General features: G+C 70.9%; 15 protein-coding genes. 5 read left to right on the forward strand and 10 right to left on the reverse strand.

Features of this window, described 5'->3' with window-relative positions; genetic code table 11:
- Positions 1-26: 26 nt before the first annotated feature.
- The 4 genes from JHN45_RS27115 to JHN45_RS27130 all read right to left on the reverse strand — a co-directional run bounded on the left by JHN45_RS27115 (position 27) and on the right by JHN45_RS27130 (position 5476).
- Positions 27-1487, reverse strand: coding sequence for an NCS2 family permease (locus JHN45_RS27115; protein WP_201050995.1), 1461 nt, complete (start codon positions 1485-1487; stop codon positions 27-29).
- Positions 1488-1600: 113 nt separating this feature from the next.
- Complete coding sequence (locus JHN45_RS27120; RefSeq protein WP_201050996.1) at positions 1601-3997, reverse strand: xanthine dehydrogenase family protein molybdopterin-binding subunit; 2397 nt, start codon at positions 3995-3997, stop codon at positions 1601-1603.
- A 1-nt stretch (position 3998) separates the two neighbouring features.
- Complete coding sequence (locus JHN45_RS27125) at positions 3999-4586, reverse strand: (2Fe-2S)-binding protein (protein ID WP_200713978.1); 588 nt, start codon at positions 4584-4586, stop codon at positions 3999-4001.
- Entirely contained in the window at positions 4586-5476 is an 891-nt protein-coding gene (locus JHN45_RS27130) for a xanthine dehydrogenase family protein subunit M (RefSeq protein WP_201050997.1), read from the reverse strand. Before JHN45_RS27130 ends, JHN45_RS27125 begins: the two co-directional genes overlap by 1 nt.
- A 311-nt stretch (positions 5477-5787) precedes the next feature.
- Between JHN45_RS27130 and JHN45_RS27135 the strand changes: the two genes are divergently transcribed.
- Both JHN45_RS27135 and JHN45_RS27140 read left to right on the forward strand, forming a co-directional pair.
- On the forward strand, positions 5788-7461 hold the full coding sequence (locus tag JHN45_RS27135; RefSeq protein WP_201050998.1) for a PucR family transcriptional regulator ligand-binding domain-containing protein: 1674 nt from the start codon (positions 5788-5790) through the stop codon (positions 7459-7461).
- Between the two features lie 117 nt (positions 7462-7578).
- Positions 7579-8361, forward strand: a complete 783-nt coding sequence (locus JHN45_RS27140; protein ID WP_201050999.1) for a hypothetical protein — start codon at positions 7579-7581, stop codon at positions 8359-8361.
- Between the two features lie 37 nt (positions 8362-8398).
- Here the strand turns inward: JHN45_RS27140 and JHN45_RS27145 are convergent, their stop codons facing one another.
- Both JHN45_RS27145 and JHN45_RS27150 read right to left on the reverse strand, forming a co-directional pair.
- Complete coding sequence (locus JHN45_RS27145; RefSeq protein WP_200717701.1) at positions 8399-8668, reverse strand: hypothetical protein; 270 nt, start codon at positions 8666-8668, stop codon at positions 8399-8401.
- A 128-nt stretch (positions 8669-8796) separates the two neighbouring features.
- Positions 8797-9603, reverse strand: coding sequence for a GntR family transcriptional regulator (locus tag JHN45_RS27150; RefSeq protein WP_201051000.1), 807 nt, complete (start codon positions 9601-9603; stop codon positions 8797-8799).
- Positions 9604-9760: 157 nt separating this feature from the next.
- Here JHN45_RS27150 and JHN45_RS27155 point away from each other — a divergent pair, with 157 nt between their 5' ends.
- Both JHN45_RS27155 and JHN45_RS27160 read left to right on the forward strand, forming a co-directional pair.
- On the forward strand, positions 9761-10609 hold the full coding sequence (locus tag JHN45_RS27155) for a (2Fe-2S)-binding protein (protein WP_201051001.1): 849 nt from the start codon (positions 9761-9763) through the stop codon (positions 10607-10609).
- Positions 10610-10911: 302 nt separating this feature from the next.
- Positions 10912-11943, forward strand: coding sequence for a DUF2637 domain-containing protein (locus JHN45_RS27160; RefSeq protein WP_200717704.1), 1032 nt, complete (start codon positions 10912-10914; stop codon positions 11941-11943).
- A 79-nt stretch (positions 11944-12022) separates the two neighbouring features.
- Here JHN45_RS27160 and JHN45_RS27165 read toward each other — a convergent pair whose 3' ends face one another.
- Both JHN45_RS27165 and JHN45_RS27170 read right to left on the reverse strand, forming a co-directional pair.
- Complete coding sequence (locus JHN45_RS27165; RefSeq protein ID WP_234469935.1) at positions 12023-12475, reverse strand: ATP-binding protein; 453 nt, start codon at positions 12473-12475, stop codon at positions 12023-12025.
- 475 nt (positions 12476-12950) lie between these two features.
- Positions 12951-13421 (reverse strand): hypothetical protein, encoded by a 471-nt coding sequence (locus tag JHN45_RS27170; RefSeq protein ID WP_201051002.1) that lies wholly within the window; start codon positions 13419-13421, stop codon positions 12951-12953.
- Between the two features lie 142 nt (positions 13422-13563).
- On the opposite strand from JHN45_RS27170, the gene JHN45_RS27175 reads away from it, so the two are divergent.
- Positions 13564-14706 carry a helix-turn-helix transcriptional regulator gene (locus JHN45_RS27175; RefSeq protein ID WP_236584152.1) on the forward strand — a complete coding sequence of 381 codons (1143 nt, stop codon included), beginning with the start codon at positions 13564-13566 and terminating at the stop codon, positions 14704-14706.
- On the opposite strand, the gene JHN45_RS27180 is transcribed toward JHN45_RS27175, so the two are convergent.
- Both JHN45_RS27180 and JHN45_RS27185 read right to left on the reverse strand, forming a co-directional pair.
- Positions 14703-16445, reverse strand: coding sequence for a pyruvate dehydrogenase (locus JHN45_RS27180; protein WP_201051003.1), 1743 nt, complete (start codon positions 16443-16445; stop codon positions 14703-14705). The genes JHN45_RS27175 and JHN45_RS27180 overlap by 4 nt on opposite strands.
- 73 nt (positions 16446-16518) lie before the next feature.
- Positions 16519-17423, reverse strand: a 905-nt coding sequence (locus JHN45_RS27185; protein WP_201051004.1) for a protein phosphatase 2C domain-containing protein, incomplete at its 5' end; no start/stop codon positions are given.

Raw genomic sequence — 17423 nt, forward strand, 5'->3', positions numbered from 1 at the left:
GCGGGGAAGGGGAGTTGGGGCGTCGGTCAGTGCACGCCGAGCCAGCCCTCGATCGGGTGGAGGGCGAAGTACACGAGGAAGATGACGGTCAGACCCCACATGAAGGCGCCGACCTCGCGGGCCCTGCCCTGGGCGGTCTTGATGGCGACGTACGAGATGACGCCCGCGGAGACACCCGCCGTGATGCTGTACGTGAACGGCATCACAACCACCGTCAGGAACACGGGAATCGCGGTGGCGCGGTCGGCCCAGTCCACGTGCCGGGCGTTCATCAGCATCATCGAGCCGATGACGACCAGGGCGGCGGACGCGACCTCCTGCGGGACGATCGCGGTGAGCGGGGTGAAGAACAGACAGGCGGCGAAGAACAGTCCGGTGACGACCGAGGCGAGGCCCGTGCGGGCGCCCTCCCCGACTCCCGTGGCCGATTCGATGAAGACGGTCTGGCCGGAGCCGCCCGCGACACCGCCGATCGCACCGCCGGCGCCGTCGATGAACAGCGCCTTGGACAGGCCGGGCATCCGGCCCTTGTCGTCGGCGAGTTTCGCCTCCGTGCCGACGCCGATGATGGTGGCCATCGCGTCGAAGAAGCCGGCCAGCACGAGCGTGAAGACGATCATGCCGACCGTCATCGCGCCGACCTTGCCCCAACCACCGAACTCCACATGGCCGAAGAGCGAGAAGTCGGGCATCGAGACCGCGCTGCCGTGCAGTTCGGGGGCGGCGCCGCTCGCCCACTGCTTGGGGTCGATGACCCCGGCGGCGTTCAGGATCGCGGCGACGACCGTGCCGGTGATGATGCCGATGAGGATGGCGCCGGGCAGATTGCGGGCCTGGAGCATGAAGATGAGGAGCAGCGTGCCGGCGAACAACAGGACGGGCCAGCCCGCGAGTTCGCCCGCCGGGCCGAGGGTGACGGGTGTTGCCTTGCCCTGGTGCACGAAGCCCGACTTGTAGAAGCCGATGAGGGCGATGAACAGCCCGATGCCCATCGTGATGCCGTGTTTCAGCGCGAGCGGGATCGCGTTCATGATCAGCTCACGCAGCCCGGTGACGACCAGGAGCATGATGACCACGCCGTAGACCACGCACATGCCCATCGCCTGCGGCCAGGTCATCTGCGGGGCGACCTGCGAGGAGAGCACTCCGGAGACGGAGAGTCCGGCGGCGAGGGCCAGCGGCACCTTGCCGACGAAGCCCATCAGGAGCGTGGTGAGGGCCGCCGCGAACGCGGTCGCGGTGATCAGGCCCTTCTGGCCGAGCGTGTCCCCCGCCACGTCCTTGCCGGACAGGATCAGGGGGTTGAGCAGCAGGATGTACGCCATCGCCATGAAGGTGGTGACTCCGCCGCGCACCTCGCGCGCGACGGTCGATTCCCGTTTCGAGATGTGGAAGTAGCGGTCGAGCCAGGACCGGCCGGCCGGGACGCGGGTTCCTTCGCCCGCGTCTTCGGCGGCGGTCCTGGGTTCCAGGGACTGCTGGGTCATGGGGCCATCTCCCAAGGTTCACAGGGGCACCCGCCATCCGCCTTCGGCGGTGCGCGGGATTTGGGATGGACGACCCGGGGGACGGCCCGAGACGAACAAGGGGACCCGGAGGGTCACATACCGGTGAGGTGCTCCGGGCGTACCGGTGTCCTGTTCAGTTCCAGCCCGGTCGCGTTCCGAATCGCCGCTAGTACGGCGGGAGTCGACGACAGGGTGGGTGCCTCGCCGATGCCGCGCAGCCCGTACGGGGCGTGCTCGTCGGCGAGTTCGAGCACATCGACCGGAATGGTCGGCGTGTCGAGGATGGTGGGGATGAGGTAGTCCGTGAAGGAGGGGTTGCGCACCTTCGCGGTCTTGGGGTCGACGATGATCTCCTCCATGACCGCGATGCCGAGACCCTGGGTCGTACCGCCCTGGATCTGGCCGATCACGGACAGCGGGTTGAGCGCCTTGCCGACGTCCTGCGCACAGGCCAGCTCGATGACCTTCACCAGGCCGAGTTCGGTGTCGACCTCGACGACGGCGCGGTGCGCGGCGAAGGTGTACTGGACGTGGCCGAAACCCTGTCCGGTGCGCAGGTCGAAGGGCTCGGTGGGGCGGTGGCGCCACTCGGCCTCGATCTCCACGGCCTCGCCTTCGAGGACGTCGACGAGATCGACGAGGACTTCGCCGGCGTCGGTGACGACCTTGCCGCCCTCCAGGAGGAGTTCGGCTGTGGCCCAGGCCGGGTGGTAGGTGCCGAGCTTGCGGCGGCCCATCTCCAGGACCTTCTCGCGGACCAGCTCGCAGGAGTTCTTGACGGCACCGCCGGTGACGTACGTCTGGCGGGACGCGGAGGTCGAACCCGCCGAACCCACCTGTGTGTCCGCCGGGTTGATGGTCACCTGGGTGACGCCCAGCTCGGTGCGGGCGATCTGCGCGTGGACGGTGACACCGCCCTGACCGACCTCCGCCATCGCGGTGTGTACGACCGCGACGGGTTCACCCCCGACAACTTCCAGGCGCACCTTGGCCGTCGAGTAGTCGTCGAAGCCCTCGGAGAAGCCGACGTTCTTGATGCCGACCGCGTAGCCGACCCCTCGTACGACGCCTTCGCCGTGCGTGGTGTTGGAGAGACCGCCGGGCAACTGCCGTACGTCCGCGGCCTCTCCGGCCGCGAGCCACTGCTGCTCCGGCGGCATGGGCATCGCCTTGACGCGGCGCAGGAGTTCGGCGACCGGCGCCGGGGAGTCGACCCGCTGCCCGGTCGGCATGATCGTGCCCTGTTCCATCGCGTTCAGCTGACGGAACGCGACCCGGTCCATGCCCACCTTGTCGGCGAGCTTGTCCATCTGGGCCTCGTAGGCGAAGCACGCCTGGACCGCGCCGAAGCCGCGCATCGCGCCGCAGGGCGGGTTGTTGGTGTAGAGGGCGATGGCCTCGATGTCGACGTTGTCGATCACGTAGGGGCCGGCGCCGAGCGAAGAGGCGTTTCCTACGACCGCGGGGGACGCGGACGCGTAGGCGCCGCCGTCCAGGACGATGCGGGCCTTGAGGTGGGTGAGCTTGCCGTCCTTCGTGGCGCCGTGCTCGTAGTGGAGCTTGGCGGGGTGGCGGTGGACGTGCCCGAAGAAGGACTCGAAGCGGTTGTAGACGATCTTCACGGGTTTGCCGGTGCGCAGGGCCAGCAGGCACGCGTGGATCTGCATCGACAGGTCCTCGCGACCGCCGAACGCGCCGCCGACACCGGAGAGCGTCATGCGGACCTTGTCCTCGGGCAGGCCGAGGACGGGCGCGATCTGGCGCAGGTCGGAGTGGAGCCACTGGGTGGCGATGTAGAGGTCGACGCCGCCGTCCTCGGCGGGTACGGCGAGTCCGGACTCGGGGCCGAGGAACGCCTGGTCCTGCATGCCGAAGGTGTACTCGCCCTCGACGATGAAGTCGGCGCGCTTCCGGGCGGATTCGACGTCTCCCCGGACGATCGGCTGGCGGTGCACGATGTTGGGGTGCGGGACGTGGCCGATGTGGTGGTCGTCGCGGCCCTCGTGGACGAGGATCGCGTCCGGCGCGGTGGCGGACAACTCGTCGGTGATGACCGGGAGTTCGCGGTACTCGACCTTGATCTTCGCGGCTGCGCGGCGCGCGGTCTCCGGGTGGTCGGCGGCGACGATCGCAACGGGCTCGCCGTGGTGGCGGACCTTGCCGTGCGCGAGGACGGGGGTGTCCTGGATCTCCAGGCCGTAGTTCTTCACGTCGGTCGGGAGGTCGTCGTAGGTCATGACGGCGTAGACGCCGGGGGTCTTGAGCGCCTCGACCGTGTCGATGGAGACGATCTCGGCGTGGGCGACCGTGGAGCGCAGGATCTGGCCCCAGAGCATGTCCTCGTGCCACATGTCGGAGGAGTACGCGAACTCGCCGGTGACCTTGAGGGTGCCGTCCGGGCGGAGCGTGGACTCGCCGATGCCGCCCTTGGTCTTCGAACCCTGGGTGACCTTGGTGGGAGTACCGATGGGTGTGTCTTTGACAGACATGTCAGACCGCCTCTCCCTGTCGGGCGGCCGCCAGGCGGACCGCGTCCATGATCTTCTCGTAGCCGGTGCAGCGGCACAGGTTGCCCGAGAGCGCCTCGCGGATGTCCGCGTCGGTCGGGTTCGGGTTGTGCTCCAGCATCTCGTCGGCGGCGACGAGGAGGCCGGGGGTGCAGAAGCCGCACTGGACGGCGCCGGCGTCGATGAACGCCTGCTGGATGGGGGCGAGTTGGGTGCCCTCGCCGGTCTGGGAGTCGAGCGGCGGCTTGGCCTGCCAGCCCTTGGCCTCGTCAACGGACGTACCGCAGGCACCTGTTGCGCAACTCCCGTGCTCCGCGCGCTGCTTGGCGTAGTCCGCGAGCCCCTCGACGGTGACGACCTCGCGGCCCTCGGCCTGCCCGGCGGCGACCAGGCACGAACACACCGGAACGCCGTCAAGGCGGACCGTGCAGGAGCCGCACTCGCCCTGCTCGCACGCGTTCTTCGAACCCGGGAGACCCATCCGCTCGCGCAGCACGTACAGCAGGGACTCGCCCTCCCACACGTCGTCCGCTTCCTGCGGGCGGCCGTTGACCGTGAAATTGACGCGCATTACGCGACTCCCTCCGTGTGAGCGGCGGTGCCGCGGTACGACTCCCAGGTCCAGGTCAGGGTGCGGCGGGCCATGATGCCGACCGCGTGGCGGCGATAGCTGGCGGTGCCCCGGACGTCGTCGATCGGGTTGCAGGCGGCGGAGCACAGGTCCGCGAACTGCTTGGCGACCGACGGGGTGATGATCCGGCCGTTGTCCCAGAAGCCGCCCTCGTCGAGCGCCGCGTTCAGGAATTCCTCGGCGGCCTTCGCCCGTACGGGGGTCGGCGCGGCCGAGCCGATGCCGGTGCGGACCGTGCGGGTGTCGGGGTGCAGGGCCAGACCGAAGGCGCACACGGCGATCACCATGGCGTTGCGGGTGCCGACCTTCGAGTACTGCTGCGGGCCGTCCGCCTTCTTGATGTGGACGGCGCGGATCAGCTCGTCGGGCGCGAGCGCGTTGCGCTTCACACCGGTGTAGAACTCGTCGATCGGGATGAGCCGGGTGCCGCGCACCGACTCGGCCTCGACCTCGGCGCCGGCCGCGAGGAGCGCGGGGTGCGCGTCGCCGGCCGGGGAGGCGGTGCCGAGGTTGCCGCCGACGCCGCCGCGGTTGCGGATCTGCGGGGAGGCGACCGTGTGCGAGGCGAGGGAGAGGCCCGGCAGCTCGGTGCGCAGATGCTCCATGATCCGGGTGTACGGGACCGAGGCCCCGAGCCGCACGCTGTCCGCGCCGACCTCCCACTCGTAGAGATCACCGATGCGGTTGAGGTCGAGCAGGTACTCGGGCCGACGGTGATCGAAGTTGATCTCGACCATCACATCGGTGCCGCCCGCGATCGGTACTGCGGTGGGGTGCTCGGCCTTCGCGGCGAGCGCCTCCTCCCAGCTTGCGGGGCGAAGGAAGTCCATGACCGGCTCTCTTCTTCGTCTCGTGGGTCGTACGGATCAAGCCAGTTCGTGTGCGGCGGGCCCGGCTCGTTCATGCGCTGTTAATGCAGCGTGAGGTCAGTACACAGGGCCGTGCTCCCCGGGGTCAGTCACGGAAACCATGAAGGAGTTGGCTGGCCAGCGCGGGCATCTTGTAGATTCGTATGAACGGAGGTCATCAGTAACCCCTCCGATTCCCTGTGGAAACGTGGGAAACAGCCCCGCACGGCCCCGCACCCACAGCACCTCTTGGTTCATCGTAGTTTTCTAGACAAAGAACGGCGGCGACGGCGATGCGGCTGCGCGCACTTCTGGACACCGATGCGCTGGGGCTGCGGCTGCTCGGCGGGGCGGACGAGCTGGACCGCACGGTACGCGGGGTGATGACCACCGACCTGCGGGACCCCAGCCGCTATCTGTCGGGCGGCGAGCTGGTCCTGACCGGTCTGGCCTGGCGCCGGAACCCGGCCGACTCCGAGCCGTTCGTACGGCTCCTGGTGTCCGCCGGGGTGGCCGCGCTGGCCGCCGGCGAGGCCGAGCTGGGGCCCGTCCCGGACGACCTCGTGACCGCCTGCGCCAAGCACCGGCTGCCGCTGTTCGCGGTCAACGAGTCGGTGGCGTTCGCGACGATCACCGAGCACGTCGTACGGCAGGTGTCCGGTGAGCGGGCCGGTGATCTGGCGGCCGTGGTGGACCGGCACCGGCGGATGATGACCTCGGGCCCGGCGGGCGGCGGCCCGGACGTGGTCCTGGACCTGCTGGGCTCCGACCTCGATCTGCGGGCGTGGGTGCTGTCGCCGACCGGGCGGCTGATCGCGGGCTCGAAGGTGGCGGGGGCCGCGCTGCCCGTGGACGTGTGCGCCAAGCTGGCCGCCGAGCACCTGGCCGCCGCCCGCACGGGCCGCCGGGGACCGCACCGGCTGGCGCTGGGGGCGTCGACGTACTCGCTCTTCCCGATCCGCAGCAGCGGGCGTTCGCCGCAGGGCTCGCGGGACGTGCGCGAGACGGTGCTGTCGGACTGGCTGCTGGCCGTCGAGGCGGACGCCGGGGACTGGCCGGACGAGCGGCTCGATCTGCTCCAGGGCGTCACGCAGCTGATCGCGGTGGAGCGGGACCGGCGGGACGCGGCGCGCACGGTCCGCAGACGGCTCGCGCAGGAGATCCTGGAGCTGGTCCAGGCGGGTGCCGCGCCGGCCGAGATCGCCGCGCGGCTGCGGGTCGCCGCGCCCGTACTGCTGCCCGGTCTCGGCGCGGCCCCGCACTGGCAGGTGGTCGTGGCCCGGGTCGAGTGGGAGGGCGGCGACATCGAGGCCGGCCCGGTCGCCCAGTCGCTCCTTGAGGAGATCCTGGTCGACCCGCTGGCCACGGGACCGGAGCCCTCCGACCGGATCGCCGTGGCCCACTCGGGCGACGAGGCGATCGCGCTCGTACCGCTGCCCGCGGTGTCTGCGGAGCACGACGGCTCCGAGTCCGGGCTCCACGCGGACGTGCTCCTGGAGGCCGTACGGGATCCGCTGTCGGCCGGGCTCGACGACGACGGGCGGGTGACGCTCGGGGTGAGCGCGGCCGTGCACTCGGCGGAAGGGCTGCGCGGCGCGCTGGAGGAGGCGCGGCACGCGCGGCGGGTGGCTGCGGCGCGGCCCGGGCGGGTGTGCGCGGCGGGACACCAGGAACTGGCCTCGCACGTGCTGCTCCTCCCCTTCGTGCCGGACGACGTACGGCGGGCGTTCACCGCGCGGCTCCTGGACCCGCTGCGCGACTACGACCGCAGGCACCGCGCGGAGCTGATTCCGACGCTGGAGGCGTTCCTGGAGTGCGACGGTTCCTGGACGCGCTGTGCGACCCGGCTGCACCTGCACGTCAACACGCTGCGCTACCGGGTCGGCAGGATCGAGCAGTTGACGAGTCGGGACCTCTCGCGCCTTGAGGACAAGCTGGATTTCTTCCTGGCACTGCGGATGAGCTGACCCGAAGATCCCACGACTTTGTGAATTCTTTCACCCACCCCCTTGGCCGGGCCGCCCGATCCGTGCTGAGATGCGGCCACCACTCAACAGCTCAATGGTGTGCTCGGGGAGGGCAACGTGGCGCATTCCGCCATGTCTGGATACGGAACGACCGAAGGTGACGATCCCCTCCAGACCGCGGTGTGGCGGCTGCGCTCGCGGGCCTGCTGGGTCGACGCGGCGGCACTGCTGCGGCCCGACACCGCGGCGACGGCCCTCCAGCGGACCGCCCTGTTCGTGGAGCGGTGCCTCTACACCGAGCAGGGCTGGGAAGAGGCCGACGACGCGCTGCGGACGGCCGAGGCGCTGGCCCACAGCGACGACGAGCGGGGCGCGGCGGCCTGCGAACGCGGATACCTCGCCTACGCGGCCACCCTGCACGGGGTCCGGGACCGGGCCGACGAGGCGCGGGCCGCGCTCGGACGGGCGGCGGCGCTGATCCCGCCGGGCGGCGGTGGGCGGGCTCTGCTGGACTTCCGGCGGGGGCTGCTCGCGGAGAACCTGGCACGTTCGCCGCAGGCCGCGCGGGCCGCGTACCGGCGGGCGCACGCGGGGGCCGCCGATCACGCCGACCCGCTGCTGCTGTCGTTCACCTGGCGTCATCTGGCCGGACTCGCCCTGCGGGACGGGGAGTTGGCGGAGGCCCGGCACGGCTTCGCCGAATCGCTGCGGATCCGGGAGGAGTTGGGCTACCTCGTCGGTACGGCCCCGGCCCTCGCCTCGCTCGCGGACGCGGAGGTCGAGCCGGAGGCGTCCCGGCTGCGCGAGGAGGCGCGGCGGCTGTTCCGGCTGCTCGGCGGTGTACCGACGTGGCTGGCACGGCAGTTGGCGGTGCCCGCGCCGGGTGCGGCCACGGCGTAGGTGACGGTACCGGGGGCGGGTGCGGCCACGGCGTAGGTCAGTTGCCGTCGGCCCGGTTCTGGACGACGTTCACGACGTGGTGGACGAAGTGCAGGACGGACGACCGGAGTTCGGGGTCGCGCGCGACCAGCACCACGACGGCGACGAGCAGGAGGAAGCTCAACAGACCGCCGCCGGAACGGGAGTGGCCGCGCCGGGCTCCCGCCTGCGCGGCCCGCATCCCGTCCTCCGCCGCCCGGCGTGCGGACTGTTCGGCACCTCGCTGCGCTGCCTGTTGTGCGGCCTGTTGGCCGGGATTCGGAAACATCGGCGCTCTCCCCCACGGAACGGACATCCCTTTCCGTGGGGCACGTCACCATCGGCCGGGCGGGTTCCCGTCGGGGCCCACGGTCGCCGGACCCGGACCCGCTCGTGACCGGAGTCACATATTCGGTGTCACTCGACGCCCGCGAAGTGCTCCCGCACCAGCGACTGCGCCACGTCCCACTCCCCCGCGCCCAACGCCTCCAGGAGCGCGAGGTGTTCGGCCGCGTCGGCCACCAGGTCGGCGCGTCCGCGCGGAACCGGACCGCCGGCCAGCGGCCACTGGGTGCGGCGGTGCAGATCCTCGGCGAGATGGACCAGCTGTTCGTTGCCGGAGAGAGCGAGGACCGCGCGGTGGAAGGCCCGGTCGGACTCGGCGTAGGTCGCCCGGCACCCGGAGGACGCGGCGCGCACGGTCCCCTCGGCCAGCGGGCGCAGGTCGGCCCAGCGGGCGGTGGGCACCGTACGGGCGAGCCGCAGCATCACGGGCACCTCGATCAGGGCGCGGATCTCCGCCAGCTCGGCGAGTTCCCTGGCGCCCCGCTCGACGACGCGGAAACCCCGGTTCGGTACGACCTCGACGGCGCCCTCGGTGGCGAGCTGCTGCATGGCCTCGCGCACGGGCGTGGCGGAGACGCCGAACCGGTCGCCGAGCGCGGGCGCGGAGTAGACCTCGCCGGGGGTCAGTTCCCCACCGACGAGCGCGGCGCGCAGGGCGTCGAGTATCTGGCCGCGCACGGAGGGCCGCTGGAGGGTCTGCCGGGGGCGCGGGAACGGCGTCTCACTGTGCGTGTGCTCGCCGCGCACGGCGTCGGTGCCGTCCGCTCGGCCTCGGTCCCGGTCCACGTCGGCGGCGCGCGGCTGCGGCGGCACCCGTGTTCCTCGGGTACGCGGGTCCGGTATGCCGGTCCCGGCGGAGCCCTGCGCGCCCTGCTTCACGGGTCCTCCTCCGGACGTGTCGGTACTTGGGGTCATTACGGCTGCTTGTTACTCGTCCGTCAAGCACCTTAGGCGCAGATCGGACTAGTTCAAATTGCGGAAGGGGTGGGTAAGGTAAGCCTTACCTCTAAACCAACGGCGAATCGGTGGTCCCGGCATGCCCCTGCCCTCTTCGGCCGTAGCGGACTCGTACGCCCGCCTCACCGAGGTCGTCCCCGGGCTCGCGATCACCGAACTCCCCCTGGGACAACCGCTCCCCAGCGGTGGCGGCTGGGCCCCGGCGGCCGGGCTGGCCGCCGGCGGAGCCGACCTGGAGGCGTTCCTGGCCTGGGACGACGCCCAGGTTCTGCGCGACCACGGCCGAGCCGGCCGGCCGGACGTGATAGCCACCTTCGGTCTGCACCGCTACGCCTGGCCGGCCTGCCTCCTGTTCACCGTGCCCTGGTTCCTGCACCGCCGGGTCCCCCGCCTCCCCGTGAACCACGTCACATACGACCGCACCGCCGAGGGCCTCGACATGGGCCACCTGGTCGTGCGCACCGACTCGTTCGCCTGCCTGCCCGGCGACCCGGCGGCGGCGCTGCCCGGTGCGCGCGTGGTCGCCGACGAGGAGGCGCTGCGCGCGGAGGTGCGGGCCGCCGTCGCCGAGCACATGGAGCCCCTGCTGGCCGGCTTCGGCCCGCGGATGCGACGGCGGGGCCGCGCCCTGTGGGGCATGGCGACCGACGAGGTCGTGGAGGGGATCTGGTACGTCGCCGATCTCTTCGGCGAACAGCCGCGCGCGGTGCGGGAGTTGGAGCGGCTGCTGCCCGGCGCGACCAAGCCGTACGTCGGTTCCGCCGCGTTCCGCGAGGTCACGGGCCCGAACGGCGAGGCGTTGCCGACCCGGGACCGGGCGAGCTGCTGCATGTACTACACGCTGGACGCGCTGGACGCCTGCCCGACCTGTCCCCGCACCTGCGAGGCGGAGCGGGTCACCAAACTGCTGGCCGCCGCCGCGAGTTGAGGGACCCTCAGTGCGGGGCCCGTTTCCGGGCCCGCTAGGATCACCGCGAACGAGACGCCCGCCCGGTTACAGGTGCTTCACAACTTCCTCACTTGTCGCAGGAACTTTCCGTGGAACCACCCGTACGGGTAGTCTTATTCGAACTCAACTCCCGCCCCTCAAGCGGCAGTTCGAGCAGAAAGCCGCCCTGGGCATCCCCTTGCACCTCCTTGGCGGCCTCTTGCCCCGAAAACGCCTGAGGGCCGTTGGGATTGGGCCACTATGGCGGGCGTTACGCCCTATCCCAATGCAAGGGACCCCAGATGAGACTGACCGACATATCGCTTAACTGGCTGCTTCCCGGCGCCGTACTGCTCCTGGGCATGCTGGCGGCGGTTGCGGTGCTCGCGCGGAGCAAGCGGTCCGGCGGGGAGCACGCGAAAGACGACTCGTGGGAGCGCACGGAGGAGCGCCGCAGGCGCAAGGAGGCCATATACGGCATCGCCTCCTACGTCCTTCTGTTCTGCTGTGCGGCGGTCGCCGCGGCACTCTCCTTCCACGGACTGGTCGGCTTCGGCCAGGAGAACCTCGGCCTCACCGACGGCTGGGAGTACCTGGTCCCGTTCGGCCTCGACGGTGCGGCCATGTTCTGCTCCGTCCTCGCGGTCCGCGAGGCCAGCCACGGTGACGCGGCCCTCGGCTCCCGCATACTCGTATGGACGTTCGCGGCCGCTGCCGCCTGGTTCAACTGGGTGCACGCGCCCAGGGGTGTCGACCACGCGGGCGCTCCGCAGTTCTTCTCCGGCATGTCCCTGTCGGCCGCGGTCCTGTTCGACCGGGCGCTGAAGCAGACCCGTCGTGCCGCGCTGCGCGAGCAGGGTCTCGTGCCGCGTCCGCTGCCGCAGATCCGTATCGTCCGCTGGCTGCGGGCCCCCCGCGAGACCTACAGCGCCTGGTCGCTGATGCTCCTGGAGAACGTGCGCAGCCTGGACGAGGCGGTCGACGAGGTGCGCGAGGACAAGGCGAAGAAGGAAGAGACCCGACTGCGCCGCCGCGACCAGCAGCGGATCGAGCGGGCCCAGCTCAAGGCGATAAGCCGGGGCCAGCGCGGCATCATCGGCCGCCGGACGCCGGAACCGCAGGCCCTGGAGCGCGGCTCCGCCCAGCCTTCCGCGGAGCCTGCTCTATCGACCGGAGAACCGCTGCCAGTTCGCACGCGTCCCTCACTCCAGCCAGTCCGCGGGGCATCTGACCCGATAACCGTCGATCTCACCGCGGAGGACGACACCATGGCACTGCCGCGGCTCGACTCCCTTGAGCGCAAGCTCAAGGACCTGGAGCAGCAGTTCGGCTGATCCGGGACCACGAGGTCCGGGACCGGGCGACAACGGGACGGGGACGGAGTCCAACTGGACGCCGTCCCCGTCCCGTTGCTCATGCCGCGTCCGAATCGAGTTCGAACCAGACGGACTTGCCCACCCCGTGGGGCGACACTCCCCAGGCGTCCGCGAGGGACTGCACCAGGACCAGGCCCCGCCCGTGCGTACCGTCGTCGGCGATCGGTGCGCGCAGTCTGGGCCTCCGTGCCACGAAGTCCCGTACCTCCACGCGCAGTCCACGCGGTCCGACCGTCGCCGTCAGCACGGCGTCGTGGTCGGTGTGGATCAGCGCGTTGGTGACGAGTTCACTCGTGAGCAGCTCCGCTATCTCCGATCGTCCCGGCCTCCCCCAGTGCCGTAACAGTTCACGCAACGCCCTGCGTGCTTCGGGCACCGCCCGCAGGTCCGCGCGTCCGAGTCTGCGCCTCAGTTGAGGCGACTGCGCCGGTTCCATGGCGCTGTCGGCCGTTTCCTCCACCGTTTTCGCCGAGGAGGCCCCGACCGCCATGGGACCGCCCCCTCGTGCTTGCCTCTTCATGACCCCCGCCTGCGCCGGTTTTCCGGTTCCCTTCCTGCTCGAACATGTTCACGGGGATCCATGCCCTCGTCCGGAACGGGCCAGTCATGTCGAATCGTCAACGACCAGGTGTTCGGCCATGGTTGGGCCGAATCCGGCGGGGCGGAGGAATCGGGGCCGTTGACGTCCGTACGGTCGAACGGCCACCGTACGGAGCATGCGGCGCGGGCGGGCCGGCCGGGACGTCCACCCCCTCGATGTCATGGCGTCGGGCGCCGGGACCAGACACCCCGTGCCGTCCTGACCACCGGCGATCGCACCGACTGCCGATTCCGGGCTGCCGATCCGGCCGTAGTCCGTGAAGGCGTGGGGCGGTTGGTCCCCCCGAACCTCCCCCAGGGCCCGTCCTCCGCGAATCTGGCCGGAATCAGCCGCTCAGGAACCGCCAACGGGCCCTCGGCGATGCCTACTTGCGGCCGATTCCCTTCGTCCCGATGTGGAAGATCTTGTGGGTCGTACGGGTCATGTCGACGATCACCTTGGTCGTGTCCCCGCCGCCCCAGGTCAGGGTGATGGCGGCCTCGGTGTAGTCGGTGGTGCCGTTGTCGGTGACCTTCCAGCTGAGGGGCGTGTTCTGCGCCTGGAGGACGCCGTCCGCGTGGTTCCTGTCCTCCCATGCCTTCAACTGCTTCAGGTAGGCGGGCGTGAGGTAGTACGCGCGCAGCTGCTGGGCGAGCTTGCCGCCTCCGCCGTCGAGGTCGCTCTCGGCGTCGACGTAGGCGCCGTAGAAGTCGGCGATGCGGGTGATGTTGTCGGACGGTGAGCCGCCGACGGTGCGCGGGCCGCCGGCCGAGGCCTGGGCCGCCACGCCCAGCCCGAGGGCGAGGGCGAGGCCGGCGGCGAGGGCGGTACGGCGCGTGGCCTTCTTGCTGTTCACGTGGTTTCCCCGTTTCGGTTCGGTGCCGTGCGGTGTGGTCTCGTGTGGTCCCTCAGAGCTTCGGCGCGCGGCCCGGCCGACCGCAATGACCGACACCGACCCCGCAACGGTGGAACCGTCCCACCCCCGCTGACCTCCTCATATGTGGAGTGCCTGGGATGCCGTCCCGGGACGCGGCGCGCACGGGGGAACGGTGTCGGGCGAGGGCGACGACAAGGATGTCGAGGAGTTCGCGGCGCTGCTGCGACGGCTGAAGGACCGCACGGACCGCAGCTACAGCCAGCTGGCCCGCCGCCTGAACATGAACGCCTCGACCCTGCACCGCTACTGCGTCGGCGAGGCGGTCCCGCTCGACTTCGCACCCGTGGAGCGGTTCGCGGCGATGTGCGGGGCGACACCGGAGGAACGGCTGCGGCTGCACCGGTACTGGATCCTGGCGGTGGCGGCCCGGCAGCGGCCCCGGCCCGCCGAGAGCCCGGTCCCCGACCCCGAACCGGTGCCGGAGGAAGCCCCCGCGCCGGCGCCCGGCCGCGGCCCTTGGTACCGACGGCGGCTCACGCTCACCGCCGCCGCAGTGTGCGCGGTACTCGCGGTGTGGGGCAGCCTGTCGGCGATCTCCACCCACGACACCGCCAAGCCCAGGGCCACACCGTCCGCACCCCCTGCACCTCTCGCTCCCCTCACCTGGACCGCCGACTCCCAGGCGTGGGCCATCCATTGCAGCCACGACTACGTCGTCGAGAAGTCACCCGCGCGGGTTCCGCCGCCCCCGGCCCCGGAGGACGCCGGGACCTGGGCGGCGAAGCAGCGCGCGGTGCACGGGCGGGAGACCGACGTCGAGATCTCGGTGCAGGGGCGGACGACCACGGCGGTCGTCCTGGAGTCGCTGCGCGTCCGGGTCGTGGGCCGGGCGGCCCCCGTCCACGGCACCGCCTATGCCATGGACCAGGGCTGCGGCGGCGAGGTCAGCCCCCGCTACTTCGGGGTGGACCTGGACGCCGGCCGCCCTTTGGCCCGCCCGGTCGCCGGGAGCGACCTGGGCACGCCGGTCCCCGCGGTGCACCTGCCGTACAAGGTCTCCGCGCAGGACCCGGAGGTGCTGCTCGTCAAGGCCCGGACCCAGACCTGCGACTGCCGCTGGTACCTCGAACTCGGCTGGTCCTCCCAGGGCCGCACCGGCACCCTCCGCATCGACGACCACGGCAGGCCGTTCCGCACGACGAGCATCAAGGGCCTGCCGCACTACTGGTACTCGGCCAAGGGCTGGGCGCCGTACGACGGTTAGGGCCTCGGGACGTTGCGGATGTTGGAACGCGCCATCTGCAGCATGCGGCCAACTCCCCCGTCCAGCACGATCTTTGACGCCGAGAGCGCGAAGCCCGTCACCATCTCGGCGCTGATCTTCGGTGGGATGGACAGCGCGTTGGGGTCGGTGACGACATCGACGAGGGCCGGGCCCTTGTGCTTGAGAGCCGCCTTCAGCGCGCCCTCCAGATCCTTGGGCTTCTCGACCCGCACCCCGTAGGCACCGCAGGCGCGCGCCACGGCGGCGAAGTCGGGGTTCTTGTTGGTGGTGCCGTACGACGGGAGACCGGCGACCAGCATCTCCAACTCGACCATTCCCAGCGAGGAGTTGTTGAACAGGACGACCTTCACCGGCAGGTCGTACTGGACGAGGGTGAGGAAGTCGCCCATCAGCATGGAGAATCCGCCGTCGCCGGACATCGAGATGACCTGCCGCTCGGTGTCGGTGAACTGCGCGCCGATCGCCATCGGCAGCGCGTTCGCCATCGAGCCGTGCGAGAACGAACCGATCACGCGGCGGCGGCCGTTGGGCGTGATGTAGCGGGCGGCCCACACATTGCACATGCCCGTGTCGACGGTGAACACGGCGTCCTCGTCGGCCAGTTCGTCGAGTACGGAGGCCACGTACTCGGGGTGGATCGGGACCTGCTTGTCGACCTTCCGCGTGTACGCCTTGACGACCCCCTCCAGCGCGTCGGCGTGCTTCTTGAGCATCCGGTCGAGGAACTTCCGGTCCCCCTTCGGCTTCACCCGCGGGATCAGACAGCGCAGCGCCTCCTTCGCGTCGCCCCACACCGCGAGGTCCAACTTCGAGCGCCGGCCGAGGTGTTCGGGCCGTACGTCGATCTGGGCGATCTTCACGTCGTCGGGCAGGAACGCGTTGTACGGGAAGTCTGTGCCGATCAGGATCAGCAGATCGCACTCGTGGGTGGCATCGTAGGCGGCGCCGTAGCCGAGCAGTCCGCTCATGCCGACGTCGTACGGGTTGTCGTACTGGATCCATTCCTTGCCCCGCAGGGCGTGTCCGATCGGGGACTTGATCTTCCCGGCGAACTCCATCACCTCGGCGTGCGCGCCCGCCGTGCCGCTGCCGCAGAAGAGGGTGACCTTGCCGGCCGCGTCGATCATCTCGACGAGTTTCTCGATCTCTGCGTCGCCCGGGCGAACGGAGGGGCGGGAGGTGACGAGGGCGGTCTCGGCGGCCTTGTCGGGGGCGGGTTCGGAGGCGATGTCGCCGGGGAGGGACACGACGCTGACGCCGGACTGGCCGACCGCGTGCTGGATGGCGGTCTGGAGGAGGCGGGGCATCTGCTTGGGGCTGGAGATCAACTCGCTGTAGTGGCTGCACTCCTGGAAGAGCCGCTCCGGGTGGGTCTCCTGGAAGTAGCCGAGGCCGATCTCGCTGGACGGGATCTGCGAGGCGAGGGCGAGGACCGGGGCCATGGAACGGTGGGCGTCGTAGAGGCCGTTGATGAGGTGCAGGTTGCCGGGGCCGCAGGAGCCGGCGCAGGCCGCGAGCTTCCCGGTTATCTGCGCCTCCGCGCCGGCCGCGAAGGCGGCGGTCTCCTCGTGCCGTACGTGGATCCAGTCGATGGCGGAGTTGCGGCGGATCGCGTCGACAACCGGGTTGAGGCTGTCGCCGACGACGCCGTAGAGGCGCCTGACCCCGGCGCGGACGAGGATGTCGACGAACTGTTCGGCAACGTTCTGCTTGGCCATGGTTCTCGCGTGCCCTTCGGTTTCCGGTGTACTGCGGATCCCTCTGGGTTCCATGAATTCACAGCCCGGGCGCTCACGCCTCCCAAACGGCGGCGGCCGTGCGGTCGTCGGCATAACCCTTGACCCGCACTTGGGTGTCGGCGAGAAATGCGGCCAGGCCGGGTGGGGTGGTGGCGGACCAACGGCCCGCCAGATGCGCGGACAGTTCGGGCTCGCCGCGCAAGGGTTCGGCGAGCCCGCCCGTGCACATGAGAAGCGTGTCGCCGGGGCGGGCGACGGAGGCACGGAAGCGGAAGGGCTCGCGAGGCGGTTCGGGGGCGGGTTCGTACGGGCTCGGCGGGGTCGGGATACCGAGGTCCATGGTCAGCCGGTCGCCCTCGGGAGTCTCGGCGGGCTGCGAACCGAAACCGACGACGGCCTCTCCGGCCGCCTCGCCCGCGGTGGGCTCGATGTCCTGCCACTCGCCGCCGCGCAACCGGAACAGACCACCGGGGCCGACGCCGAAGAAGACGCGGGTACGGCACTCCGGGTCCGCGGGGAGGAGGAGACAGCGCAGGGTGGCCGCGTACTCGTCCGGGTCGATGCCCTGCTCCGCGGCGCTGGCACGGAGTTTGCCGAGGCTGCGGTCGGTGAGCCGGTGCAGACCGGACTTGAGATCACCGCGCCGGGCGGCCCGGATGTCCTCGGCGAGCCGGGCGTGACTCCGTCCGACGGCCCGCCCGATCCAGTGGCAGGCCTCGGCGGCGGCCCGGTGCGCCCCCGGTGTGGCCCGCGCCCCGGTCGCCATCGCGACCAGCACCAGGGCCTGCTCCCCGATCCCGAACCGCGCGGTCAGCAACGAGTCCCGGCGCGGCTCACCCCGGAACCGCGCGGAGTCCCCCCGCACGGAAGCGGCCCGCAGCGTGCTGCTCCCGTACCGCGCCCCGTCCAGCACGGTGTCCGCGACCAGGTCGTCCAGGTCGTCCGGGTCCGCGGGCA

The organism is Streptomyces sp. MBT53, assembly GCF_016654115.1.
Taxonomy (GTDB): Bacteria; Actinomycetota; Actinomycetes; order Streptomycetales; family Streptomycetaceae; genus Streptomyces.